Genomic DNA, 12562 nt, shown 5'->3' with positions numbered 1-12562 from the left:
GCAATGTCGAGGAAATCCGTGGAAACAATATCTCGAAAAGGGCAGGAAAGAATTCCCGGCGGCGCCACGGGCGACCGGGATGGGACGGTCTCCACCGGGCCACCGCCGAGCATCCGGTACCCGGCCGCAGTGCGCGGCGCCGGGCCCTGCGAAGCGGTCATCTTCGATTCGCGAGCGATCCAGGTTTGACTCTGCGATTCCCGGGCAACCTGAAGCCTCTTGCCCTACATCCAAGTTGCGAGGAGGCCACCAGATCCAGTAGACAAGGTACATCAGGTATGAAACGATTGCGAATCGAATCAGCGAGCAGCGGGGGAGGTCGGATGGCGTCGACCAAGGTGGTGAAAGCGATGCCACCGAAGGGGCCCCGGCCACCTGGCTGGATGCCTTGGGCGAGCGTTGCCTTGCCGAAGCTCACGGTTTCGTACAAGCACGGGCCGCCGAGCACTTCTTCGGCCATAGCGAGGGAGAACTCGCGGAAACCGTCATCCCACAGTTTGTCGCCGGAGGAAAATTTCTCCGCCCGATGTTCGCCTATGTGGGCCGGCGGTGCGGTGGCCCGGAATCGGAAGCCGCGTTGCGGGCCGCGTCCAGTTTGGAACTACTCCATTGTTTCGCGCTGGCTCAGGACGACGTCATGGACGGCTCACCGCTGCGCCGGGGCTGGCCCGCGCGCCACCTCCGGTGCGCACGCCGGCGCACCGAGCAGGGTCGGAGCGGATCCGCCGACCGCTTCGGCGACGCTGGCAGCGACGCGATGCGCGCGAAACTGGCGGTCGGGCGACTCGCCGACCTGGTGAACCACGCGCAGGCTCTGCCCACTTGGGAGGCGCTTCTCGACATCCTGCGCCGGAAGTCCGGCATCTACCTCCCCGCCGGCGAACCCGAAGAACACGACGTCGACCGCGAACGGCTCTCCTGGTGCGCCGACCACGACATCTTCACCGGCCGGGCAACCGTGCCCCGCGCCGCCGACTCCAGATCGCCTGCGGCGCACTCGCTCGCACCGAATGGGCCCGCACACGACACCCCGCCCCCGCTCCCCCACCGGCGGTGAACTGAGTGGCAAAGTCGCTACTTCGCACCGGCGGCCTCAGCTCGTTCACCCAGTACCTCACCGCGACCGTCCCCAGCCGGCAATGGCGCATCGTGGACGGCACTGCCCCGCAGGAGAACCAGTGACCAGACCTCTCGGCATCGACCCGCGCCTAGTCACCTATCCGGCATCACCGGGCCTTGCCGACGCCGGCCAGCTCGGCCGACGTCCCACCGTGGCGATCGTGGGCGGCGGCATCGCCGGCCTCACCGCGGCGACCGGACTGGCCGAACGCGGCGTCGACGTCACCATCTTCGAACGCGACCACTACCTCGGCGGTCGAGTCGGCGGCTGGCAAGAGGAGCTCTCCGACGGCAGCACGGTGACGATGAGCCGGGGTTTCCACGCCTTCTTCCGGCAGTATTACAACCTGCGCACCTTGCTGATGCGCACCGATCCGCACCTCGACCGGCTCACCCCGCTCGCCGACTACCCCCTGCTCGACGCGCACGGCCGCACCGACACCTTCGCCGGCCTGCCCCACACCCCGCCTTGGAACGCGCTGGCCTTCGCCTGGCGAAGTCCCACTTTCACCCCTAGGGATCTGCTGCGGATCAGCGGGCGCGACGCCCTCCCGCTGGCGACGGTCAGCGTGCCCGAGACCTATCACCGGCTCGACCACACCGACGCGTCATCCTTCCTCGCAGCGATCAACTTTCCGGCGGCCGCGCAGCACCTCGCGTTCGAAGTGTTCTCCCGCAGTTTCTTCGCCGACCCGCACGACCTGTCCGCCGCGGAGCTGGCGACCATGTTCCACCTGTACTTCCTCGGCTCCAGTGAGGGCCTTGTCTTCGACGTACCGACCGAACCGTTCCCCCAAGCTCTCTGGGACCCGCTCGCGAGCTATCTCATCAGCCGCCGCGTCGAAATCCGTACCGCCACCGCTGTCACGGCCCTTGAGCGCACCACGGACGGCTTCGAAATCCAGACCGACGTTCAGACGAAGAAGTTCGACGGGATCGTTCTCGCCTGCGACATCACCGGGCTCCGCGACATCGTGACGGCCTCTCCGAACCTGGGCACCGAGACTTGGCGGAGCGCGATCGGCCAATTGCGTACCGCCCCTCCGTTTCTCATCCGACGGCTTTGGCTCGACCGGCCGGTCGATGCCCGGCGATCGCCGTTTCTCGGCACGGGCAGCGTCCCGCCGCTGGACAACATCAGCCTGCTCGACCGGTACGAGGGAGAGGCCCGGCGCTGGGCCACGCGCACCGGCGGATCGGTGGTCGAGCTGCACGCTTACGCGGTGACCACAAAGGACTCGAGCGGCTTGGAGAAGGCCCTGGAGAAGCGCCTCCATGAGATCTACCCGGAGACCCGAGACGCGCGGGTCGTCGGCGAGAGCACGCTATGGCGCGAGGACTGCCCGTTGTTCGGGGTCGGCGATTTCGCCCGCCGACCGACTGTGGAGACACCTGACCCGGCTCTGGCCCTCGCGGGTGACGGCATTCGAATCGACCTGCCGGTCGCCCTGATGGAACGCGCGGCCGCCACCGGCTGGGCCGCGGCGAACACACTTCTCGGGCATTGGGGCCTCGCCGGGCATCCCACCCACTCGGTTCCCAACCACGGTCGGATCGGCTTGGTGAACCGGCTGGCCACGTCGAAATATCTCGGCGGAACACGGTCATGACATTCGAGCGCCTCGTTCAGGTCAGGTGCGCGGGAAATCCTGAATCCGCGGCCCGGTCAGACTGCCGGAACCTGATGGGTATGTCAGGCTGGAAAGCATGACCGCACCCGGACCAGAACCCGACGACGTTCCGGGCTTGGAACCGGGCGGTTCCGTCTCGCCCGGCGATGTGCCACCCGACGCGGGCCAGACGTCCGGGCTGTCACACCCTCAGCCCATCCCTTCGCGTGGTCCAGGGATCGCCACGCTCATCGTGCTCGGCGTGCTGGTGCTGGGCGTCGCCGCGTTCTTCATCCTGCGGGCGATAGATCTGTTCTGACCACGGGCCGATCTCGTCAGAATCGGCGTCGATCGTTCTCCTGTTCCACCACGTCGATCAGATCGGACAGTCTGTTCAGACCGTTGAGCGGCTGGCGCATCCGCGGGTTTCCTCGCAAGAGATCCGCGTTGCGGTCGAGAAACGCCCAGTATCCGGCCGTGAACGGGCACGCCTTTTCGCCGTTACGCGATTTCGGGTCGAAGACACATCCACCGCAGTGGTCACTCATCCGGTTGATGTACGCGCCGCCTGCCGCGTAAGGCTTTGTTGCGACGATGCCGCCGTCGGCGTATTGGCTCATCCCGATGACGTTCGCCGGCATCACCCAGGGGAAACCGTCGACGAAGGCGGTGGCGAACCAGTCGGTCAGCTCCGCCGGATCATAGCCGCGCTGCAGAGCATGGTTGCCCAGCACCATCAATCGTTCGATGTGGTGGGCGTAGCCGCGGTCACGGACTCCGGCGAGCGCGGTACGCAGGCAGGCCGCCTCCACTGTGTCGGCGTCCAACTCCCGCCACCATGGCGGCAGCTTCTCCCGTGCCCGGAGCCGGTTGTGGTTCAGGTAATCCGGCCCGAGATGCCAATAGAGGTGCCACACCCATTCCCGCCAGCCGAGGATTTGCCGGACGAACCCTTCGACGCTCGCCAATGGCGCCGTGCCGTCCCGGTAGCGTTCTTCGGCTTTCCGGATGACGTCGAGCGGGTCGAGCAGACCGTGATTGAGCGGCACCGAGAGCAGGGCGTGCGACATCGCCCAGTCGGCGTGGAGCATGGCGTCCTGATGCGGCCCGAAAGTGGCCAGCCGGTGATCGAGGAAACGGCGCAGGGCACGGTCGGCCTCGGCGTGGCCGATAGCGAACTGGCGTGGACCGTCGACGCCGACCGGATGAATCGCCCCCTCGCCTTCCGCGCGGTCCAGGTCGATTCGTACCTGCTTGTCGATCGCGTTTTCCTTGGGGTGCCACGGGGCCGGCACCGGCAGTGCCGATCGGCCGGGCGGGGGGCGGCGGTTGTCCTGGTCGTAGTTCCATTTCCCGCCCACCGGCTCGCCGTCAGGCTCGAGCAGTATTCCGAAGCGGCGACGCTGGTCCCGGTAGAAGTCCTCCATCAAATAGCGGTGCCGGCCCGGCACCCATTCCGAGAAGTCTCTTTTGGACAGGATGAAACCGGGTGTCGGCAGGATTTCCGCCACGACTTCCCGGTCGTGGAGCCGCCTGACCAGCGCCTCGGCGGCATGCGAGCCCGGTTCGTGCACGACGACCGGCTTACCGAAGCGGCGCAAGCCGTCGGTGTAGGTCGGGGCGTCGATGATCCGGGCTCGGTCGCCCAGATCGGCGGCCAGCCGCCGCATCCCGGCTTCGATCAAATGCAGTTTCTGCCGATGGAACCGGCGGCGCCCGAAGGCCGCGGTAGAGCGGATCAACAGAACTTCCCGGTCACGGTGCTCCGGTGTGCTGTGGAAGTGCGGTCCGAGCTGGTCGCCGAACAACCACAAGGCATGCGGGCCGCTCATCCGGCACCGAACTGTTCCAGGCGCGCGGCGAGTCGGGGGACGACCTCGTCCCCCAGACGCTCGAACTCGCGTTTGAGAAACGGGGACGCGAGTTTCGCGAGCCCGTGGAAGACGATCGTGGCCTGATAGCGCACGGTGGTCGCGGCGGGGCCGGAGTGCAAGGTGAAGTCATCGGTGGACGTCGCGGTGCGGTTCTCCCCCACCAGTGTGATCCGGGCGGGGTCTCGCCTGGTGAGCCGGTACGTCAACTCGGTTCGCTTGCCGCGGAACTCCGAGACGTTGCGCCATCGCGTGCCGACCCTGAGCTCGCCATCGTCGATGCGGACGCAGGAAACAGTACCGGGATCCCATTCGACCGCGTGCCCGAAATCAGCGAGATACGCGGCGATACGAGGCGCGGGCGTGGCGACGGTGAAACTGCGTTCGACGCGGACCATGAAGTCCTCCAGGTCGGTTCGAGGCGATGATCGCGACATTCAGTGCGGCGGTGCCGGCCCGGGGAAGAACAAAAGTGTCAACGCGGCGTTCCTTGTCAATCCCGCCGCGTACCACCACAGGCCTTGACAACCTCCCCGCTCGCGCCAGAACAGCCAACCCGACACTGCGATCGCGTCGACGGCGAACCGCGTCCGATGGACGACACGGGATCACGCAGGTCGTATCGGGCCCGCGGCGAACGCAGTCTCACGGAACCGGTCTCGCCCGACACCATTTTTCGCTCGGCATCGGACCACGGACGGGCCGGTGCCTAGCCGTTGTGCTGGGCAGGACGTTCGACATCGCCCCGCCACGCCCCGGTCTCGTTGCCGTCCCGGTTTTCCAGGAAGGTCTTGAACCGGTCGAGGTCTCCTTGCACGCGACGGTCGAGAATGCCGAGCTTGTCGGCGACGTTCTCGACGAAACCCTCGGGATCGAGGTCCATTTGGACGGTGACCCGGCTGTGGGTGTCGTCGATCCGGTGCACGGTGACGACGCCCGCGTGATTCGGACCTGTGTCGGACTGCCACGCGACCCGCTCGTCGGGGTGCTGTTCGGTGATGGTGGCGTCGAACTCCTTGGTTACACCGGCGATGGTGACGGTCCAGTGCGTATGCGTGTCGTCGCGCTGCTCGACGCGGTCGACACCCTCCATGAACCGCGGGAAGTCCGCGAACTGGGTCCACTGGTTGTAGACGGTGGACACGTCGGCTTGTACGTCGACGGTTTTGGTGATCGTGCCCATAGCGAAACGTCAGCTCCTTCATTCGCAACAGCCGGCCGGCACACCGGCGGTGTGCCCTCATCCGGTGTTTACCCGGCATCCACGATCACAAACCGTTTCAGGAACGATTCATTCTTCACTGCCGTTTCGGCGAACAACGAGGAGGTGAGCCGGTGCCCGGCGGGCGGGGCCTCAATGGGTCACCGGCGGCTATCCCGGAACGACCTCCGCTCCGATCCGCGTCGACTGCTCTTGCGCTGAGCGAACAACGGGACGGCCAGAACGATCAGGACGATCACGACCAAGATCCCGATTCCGAGAACGTTCGCCGGTATCAACGGCTTGATCACGAACACCACGATCAGCATCCATCCCGCCAGCGTGACGACCTCAAGAGCGAACGATCGCCACTTCCGGTCAGCAGGCTGTCGCACCAGCATGCCGACAACGATCATCGCCGCGCCCACCACTCCCCACCACCAGTGGTATGCCATGGCCTCTCCCCCAAGTCGTGCCGACCGCTGTTCCGCGGCTCTGCGGACTGAGACGTTCTCGACGTCATGTGGTAATGACCGTTGGGTCGTCAGGTCAAACACCGCGGGCTCGGTGTTGTGCCCGCCTGCTGATGCCAAGCGCGGTCCCGGGCGCGTTTCCCGCCGAAGCGCGCTGACTGGTTCTCGTCTCGTCCTGGTGGCCACTCCGAGACCGACACCGAGCCGTCGGGATGCAGCGTGAGGGTGGATGGTGGAAGCAGAGTGGCGATTCACTGCGTGATCGAGTAGCGCGATCAGTCGAAGACGCGGTCGAGTGCGGCGAGCGTGGCCTCGGCATCCGGGCCCGCCACCTGCCTCAGCCCGATTTCCGCCCGGATCTCACCGCGGGCGTAGGAGCGTTCGGCCGAGATGTCCCGGGCGCGCTCGTAGAACTCCTTGGCACGCAAGGTATTCCCGCCCGCGGCGGCGGTTTCGCCAAGCCAGGTGAGGATTTCGACCACTTCGGTCCACAGCCCGAGCTCCTCGGCCACCGGCAGGCCCTCACGGTGCAGTCGCTCGGCGCGCGCGTGATCGCCGTCGCGTTCGGCGACCAGCGCCAGCGACCGGGTCGCCCGCAGCACGCCCCAGCGGTCGCCGAGGTCCTGGAACAGCGCGGCACCCAGTTCCGCGTCCGCCCCTGCTCCCTGCCGGGTGTAACCGACGCGTTCGACCAATGCCGCCGCTTCGCCCCATCGGTCACGGGCGGCACGGGCCCCGGCCAGGCTTTCCTCCACCAGGTGCCGCCCCTCGACGTGACGGCCGGTGCCGTACAGCCCGGTACCGACGAACCACCGCAGCCGCGCCGCCAGCACCGGATCACCGACTCCGGCGGCCGGATCGCCACCGGTCTCGCCGGCGGCCGGCGTGCGCAGGTCGATGCCTGCCAGCCAAGCTCGCGCGACCAGGCGCGTGTCGGAGCCGGGCAACCCTTCCCCGGTGGACAACGCCGCGTGGAGCGACCGGCGGGCCTCGGTCAGCCTGCTGCGCAGGAACCAGTACCACGCCATCGCGTTCACCAGGCGCAACGCGTGCTCGGCGTCGCGCTCCCCGATCGCGATGTCGAGCGCGCGTCGCAGGTTGACCGTCTCCGCGTCCAGCCGCTCCAGATACCGGTGTTGCTCCGGCCCGCGCAGCCGGTCGTCGGCGTGCTCGGCCAATTCGGTGTAGCACCGCACGAACGAGGCGCGGACACTCGCGAGTTCGCCGGCCTCGGCAAGGCGTTCGAGGCTGTAGGCCGCCACCGACTCCAGCAGGCGGAACCGCCCCGCGTCGCGGACCACCAGCGATCGGTCCACCAGCCTCGACAGCAGGTCGGGCACCTGTCCGGCGGGCAGTCCCGGCCCGGCGCAGACCGCCTCGGCGGCCGCCAGCGTGCAGCCGTCCGCGTGCACGGCCAGCCGCCGCAACACGGTGCGCTCGCCCGCGCTCAGCAGCTCCCAGCTCCAGTCGAGCATCGCCCGCAATGTCCGCTGCCGGGCGGGCATCCCGCGGCCGCGCACCGCGGGCAGGGTGAACCGGTCGGCCAGGTGTTCGGCGAGCTGCTCCGGGCTCAACGTCCGTAGCCGCGGGGCCACCAGCTCCAGAGCCAGCGGGATACCGTCCAGCTGACGACAGATCGTGGAGACCGCGTCCGCGTTGCCCGCGTCGAGCGCGAACCCCGGAACCGCGGCGGCCGCCCGTTCCACGAACAACTGGACCGCGCTGGACCGCTCCAGCGGCGGCACCGAGTGCACCACCTCGCCGGGGATGTCGAGCGCTTCCTGACTGGTGACCAGCAGCCGCGCCCCGGGCACGGTGGCCAGCACCGGACCGGCCAGCGAGGCCACCGCCTCGACGACGTGCTCACAGTTGTCCAGCAGGAGCAGCAGGCGCTTTCCCGCCACCGCCTGGCACAGCCAGCCGACCAGGTCGGCGAGGTCGGGCTCGGTCGCCGCGGTGTCGCAGAGCCCGAGCGTGGTGATCACCCGTTCGGCGATGTCGTCCGGGGTCGACGCGGCACCGAGTCCGGCGAGTTCCACCAGCCACACACCATCGGTGAACCGCCCTGCCCGATCCTCCGCCGCGGCGATCGCCAGCCGCGTCTTGCCGACGCCACCGAGACCGGTCAGCGTCACCAGCCGGGTGTGCGGATCGGAACTCAATGGCTCCCGCACCCGGTCGACCGCTTCCGCACGGCCGATCAGCGTGGTCAACGGAGTGGGCAGATTCGTGCGGCGGAGCGACCTCGGCTCGGCCGAGAGCGGGGCCAGCCGGGGCTCCTGCCGCAGGATCGCCTCGTGCAGCGCGGTCACCGCCGGCCCCGGCGGCACCCCGAGGTCGTCCGCAAGCCGCCGTCGAAGGTCGTGGAAGCTCTGCAGCGCCTCGCTTTGCCTCCCGGCCTGGTACAGCGCGCGCAACTGGGCCATCCGCAGGCGTTCCCGCAGCGGCTCCCTTTCCACCAGTACGCCCAGCTCCGCCGCGAGCGCGGTGTAATCGCCCAGTTCGAGTCGGACTTCGGCCTGGTCCTCGATCACGGTCAGCCGCAGTTCCTCCAACCGGGTGATCTCGGCGCGGGCGAACATCGCCTCGGCGACGTCGGCATAGGCCGGCCCGCGCCACAGCGCGAGCGCGTCGGCGAACAGGCCGCATTTCACCTTCGGGTCCTCGGCCTCGCGAGCACGTCCGGCCAGTTCCTGGAAGCGCAGCGCGTCGACCCCGTCGTCGGTCACCAGCAGCCGGTAACCCGCCGGCTCGCGGACCACCTGTTCACGGCCCAGCACCCGGCGCAATTGAGAGACCTTGGTCTGCAGGGCGTTGGCCGGCCCGCCGGGCGGCTTGCCCGCCCAGAGGTCCTCGATCAGCCTGTCGGCGGTCACCGGCCTGCCCCGGTGGACGAGCAGGTTCGCCAAGAGCGCGCGCACCTTCACCTCGGGGACCTTGATCGGCTGCCCGCCGGCGTCCCACACGGCCAGCGGGCCGAGCACGCCATAGCGCATGTGACCAGCCTATCGCCAGGCAATCATCAGGAAATCGTGCGTACCGCCGGTCAAGGTGACTCCCGTCTTTTCTCGCACGCAAGGGAGTCTCATGAGCTCATCGACCGCACGCCGGGCCGGGCCCAGGGAATGGGCGGGACTCGCCGTCCTGTCGTTGCCCACCGTGCTGCTCGGCCTGGACGTCACCGTCTTGTACCTGGCGCTGCCCTCCCTGGCCGAAGACCTGCGCCCCAGCAGCACCGAAACGCTGTGGATCATGGACGCCTACGGCTTCCTGATCGCCGGTTTCCTGATCACCATGGGCACCCTCGGCGACCGCGTCGGCCGCCGCAAACTGCTGATGATCGGCGCGGCCGCGTTCGGCGTGGTCTCGGTGATCGCCGCCTACTCGAACAGCGCCGAACTGCTGATCGCGGCGCGCGCGCTGCTCGGCATCGCCGGTGCCACGCTGATGCCGTCGACACTGGCCCTGATCAGCACCATGTTCGGCGACGTACGCCAGCGGGCGCTGGCGATCGGTGTCTGGGCGACCAGCTTCGCGCTCGGCATGGCCGCCGGGCCGCTGGTCGGCGGAGCACTGCTTTCGGTGTTCTGGTGGGGTTCGGCCTTCCTCGTCGCCGTGCCGATCGTGGCGATCCTGCTGGTGGCCGCGCCGATCCTGATCCCCGAATACCGCGCGCCGCGGAGCGGTCGCTTCGACCTGGCCAGCGTCGCCCTTTCGCTGTTCGCCATCCTTCCGGTGATCTACGCGGTGAAGCGGGTCGCCAAGGAAGGCATCGACGTCGCCACCGTCGCGACGGCCCTGCTCGGCGTCCTGTTCGCGGTGATGTTCGTGCGACGTCAGCGCGCACTCGCCAGCCCGCTGCTGGACATGCGCCTGTTCGCCAGCCGCGACTTCAGCGCCGCGCTGAGCATCCTGCTGGTCGGCCTGGTCGGGGTCGGCGGGATGATGCTGCTGGTCACCCAGCAACTCCAATTCGTCGAAGGGCTCTCGCCGATGGAGGCGGGGATCTGGATGGGGCCGCCGGCGCTGATGATGTTCGTGGCCGCGATCGGCTCCCCGCTGGTGGCACGCCGCGTCGCCCCCGGGATCGTCGTCGCCGTCACGCTCGGGTTGTCCACGATCGGGTACCTGCTGCTCACCATCGTGGGCTCCTCCGGCGGCATCACCCTGATCGTGATCGGTTTCGGCCTGGTCTACCTCGGCCTGGGCGCCATCGCCGCGCTGGGCACGGATCTGGTGGTCGGCGCGGCACCGGCGGACAAGGCGGGCTCGGCGTCGGCGATGTCGGAAACCGTGCAGGAACTCGGCCTGGCGATGGGCGTGGCGATCCTGGGCAGCCTGGCCACCGCCGTCTACCGCGGCGAGGTCGGCGACCACCTCCCGCCCGGCACCCCCGCCGGCGTCGCCGACGCGGTAAGCGACAGCATGGCGGGCGCGTCCTCGGTGGCGAACCAGATCTCGCCGGAACTGCTGGCGCGGGCCAGGGAAGCCGCCACCGCCGGGCTGAACATCGCCACCCTGGTCGCCGCGGGCGGCATCCTCGTCCTGTCGATCCTGTCCGCCGTGGTGCTGCGGCACATCGGCACCATCGGTGGCGACGAGGAACCCTCACAGGAGAGCGACACCTCCAAGACCGCCTCCGAAGCCTGAGTCGCTTCGGATCGGCGCGCCTCGGCGCTCGGTCCCCGTCCCCACGGCTTGAGCGAGAAGTCGGTCAGTACCCGGCTCGCCGTTCCCGCCGGTGGTGGGCTGGACTTCTCCGGGGCGGCCTGGTCTTCGGCTCATGCTCGGTGGCTCCCATGGCCGTGAGACGCTCCAGCGCGGGGTCGATGTCGTCGACGTGCCAGGCCACCGCTACCCCACCCGGCCGGTCGGGGTGGCCGGGCGTAGCGGCGGTCGAGGATGCCGAGTTCGTGCTCGTAGTCACCCACACGAAACTCGACGTAGGCCGGGTTCTCGCGTCCTACGATCAGTCTGGCCGAATCACCATCGCGCCCGAATCGCTCAGCGCGCTTCGCCATCACGGATTGCGCTATGTCCCGATCAGCGACGCGGAAGCGAACTCCGTTTCGGTCGTCTGCCGCGCCGGAGGTCACAAGGCGTCAGCAAGAGCGTGGGCAATGCGGGCTGGGGCGTTCTCGGTGGGGATATGGCTCGCTTCCGGGATCCGGATGAGTGTGGTTCGCGGAATCTCCAGAGCGAACTTCTCGGCGTATTCCACCTTCTCGAAGCGGTCGTCCTGGCCCCAGATCAGCAACTTGGGCGTCGCGGACCGTTGCAACGCGGGCACGAGATCGAGGGTGTAGCGGCTCGCGGCCGCGCTCGCCATGGCCAGCCAGGAACGGCGAACCCGCGGATCGGTCCAGGGATCCAGATATTCGGTGATGAGCTGTTCGGTCGCGGCACCGGCCAGGTCCGTGGTGAGGGCCTCGCGGCGGGCGGCGAGAAAGTCATCACCTGTGGTCGCCGCCGCGACCGGAGGGTCGAGAAGCCGGGCGACGTGAGGTGCCGGCCAGGAGTCGTACAAGACCGAGTTGACCAAGGCCAGCCGAGACACCTGCAACCGATCGTGAGCGAGGAGATGCTGGGCGACGGCGCCGCCGATGTCATGCCCCACCACGGCGATCGGCCCGGAAATCCCGAGTGCGTCCGCGAATCGCGTCACCCACTCCGCCAAAGCCGGGACCGTCGCGGTGTCCGGGGTCAATTCGCCTCCCGAACGTCCCATTCCGGGAAAGTCGACCGCAAGGGGCCGCAGCCCGGCCTTCGCGAGACCGTCCAGCACGGGTGACCAGACCCGGCTCCAGTACGTTCCGTGCAATAGCAACACAGCCGGACCGTCCTGGCGCACTGTGAGGTAGCTGGCCGTTTCGCCGTCGACCCGGACCGCGCTCCTCAGGACGCCTGATTCCGTGATATCACCCATGTGCCCACTGTGACCGGGGCCCGCGTTCGGGCCCAGTGCCTGGAGAGCCATTCCTCGGCATATTCCTGCCACCGGGCAGTGGTGGTGATGGCCGATGAGCAGCATGGGCTCCGCGGTCCAGGACAAGACCCAATGCCACTTAGCTTGAGTTGATCATGAAACCCTGCTTCTCCTCGTTGCTGACGCCCAGGTGCTCCGCAGTGGTGCGGGCGAGACGGATATGACCGGTGCGACATCGGTACAGGGGGGGGGGGGGGGGGGGGGGGGGGGGGGGGGGGGGGGGGGGGGGGGGGGGGGGGGGGGGGGGGGGGGAGAGAGGCACAGTCCCCCCCCCGTGTCAACACACCCAGCCTAGACGGAAA

At 68.4% G+C, this 12562-nt stretch carries 9 protein-coding genes and 1 pseudogene; 4 read left to right on the top strand and 6 right to left on the bottom strand.

The features are described 5' to 3' along the window. Window positions 1-379: 379 nt before the first annotated feature. The 3 genes and pseudogenes from ACZ6DT_RS12915 (at window position 380) to ACZ6DT_RS12905 (ending at window position 3048) form a co-directional block, all read left to right on the top strand. Window positions 380-1062 (top strand): annotated as a pseudogene (locus tag ACZ6DT_RS12915) (polyprenyl synthetase family protein). A 116-nt stretch (window positions 1063-1178) separates the two neighbouring features. Continuing rightward, a complete protein-coding gene (locus ACZ6DT_RS12910) occupies window positions 1179-2729 on the top strand; it encodes an FAD-dependent oxidoreductase (protein WP_465593104.1) in 1551 nt (516 codons plus the stop codon). Between the two features lie 97 nt (window positions 2730-2826). Next, the gene (locus ACZ6DT_RS12905) at window positions 2827-3048 is read left to right on the top strand and encodes a DUF6480 family protein (protein WP_465593101.1); all 222 of its coding nucleotides are present in this window, start codon (window positions 2827-2829) and stop codon (window positions 3046-3048) included. Between the two features lie 16 nt (window positions 3049-3064). Here the strand turns inward: ACZ6DT_RS12905 and ACZ6DT_RS12900 are convergent, their stop codons facing one another. The 5 genes from ACZ6DT_RS12900 to ACZ6DT_RS12880 form a co-directional block, all read right to left on the bottom strand. After that, window positions 3065-4561 (bottom strand): cryptochrome/photolyase family protein, encoded by a 1497-nt coding sequence (locus tag ACZ6DT_RS12900; RefSeq protein WP_465593098.1) that lies wholly within the window; start codon window positions 4559-4561, stop codon window positions 3065-3067. Beyond that, window positions 4558-4998, bottom strand: coding sequence for an SRPBCC family protein (locus tag ACZ6DT_RS12895; RefSeq protein ID WP_465593095.1), 441 nt, complete (start codon window positions 4996-4998; stop codon window positions 4558-4560). The genes ACZ6DT_RS12900 and ACZ6DT_RS12895 overlap by 4 nt, the downstream gene beginning before the upstream one ends. Before the next feature lie 311 nt (window positions 4999-5309). Then, window positions 5310-5783, bottom strand: a complete 474-nt coding sequence (locus ACZ6DT_RS12890) for an SRPBCC family protein (RefSeq protein ID WP_465593092.1) — start codon at window positions 5781-5783, stop codon at window positions 5310-5312. Window positions 5784-5962: 179 nt separating this feature from the next. Next, on the bottom strand, window positions 5963-6256 hold the full coding sequence (locus tag ACZ6DT_RS12885; RefSeq protein ID WP_465593089.1) for a hypothetical protein: 294 nt from the start codon (window positions 6254-6256) through the stop codon (window positions 5963-5965). 293 nt (window positions 6257-6549) lie between these two features. Next, a complete protein-coding gene (locus ACZ6DT_RS12880) occupies window positions 6550-9270 on the bottom strand; it encodes an AfsR/SARP family transcriptional regulator (protein ID WP_465593086.1) in 2721 nt (906 codons plus the stop codon). A 91-nt stretch (window positions 9271-9361) separates the two neighbouring features. On the opposite strand from ACZ6DT_RS12880, the gene ACZ6DT_RS12875 reads away from it, so the two are divergent. Next, entirely contained in the window at window positions 9362-10924 is a 1563-nt protein-coding gene (locus tag ACZ6DT_RS12875; RefSeq protein WP_465593083.1) for an MFS transporter, read from the top strand. A gap of 442 nt (window positions 10925-11366) precedes the next feature. On the opposite strand, the gene ACZ6DT_RS12870 is transcribed toward ACZ6DT_RS12875, so the two are convergent. Continuing rightward, window positions 11367-12200: an alpha/beta fold hydrolase gene (locus ACZ6DT_RS12870; protein WP_465593080.1), complete on the bottom strand. Its 834-nt coding sequence runs from the start codon at window positions 12198-12200 to the stop codon at window positions 11367-11369. Window positions 12201-12562 lie beyond the last annotated feature (362 nt).

It is taken from the genome of Amycolatopsis sp. NPDC041971 (genome assembly GCF_055588925.1).
This window is presented reverse-complemented; position numbering and strand designations above follow the sequence as displayed.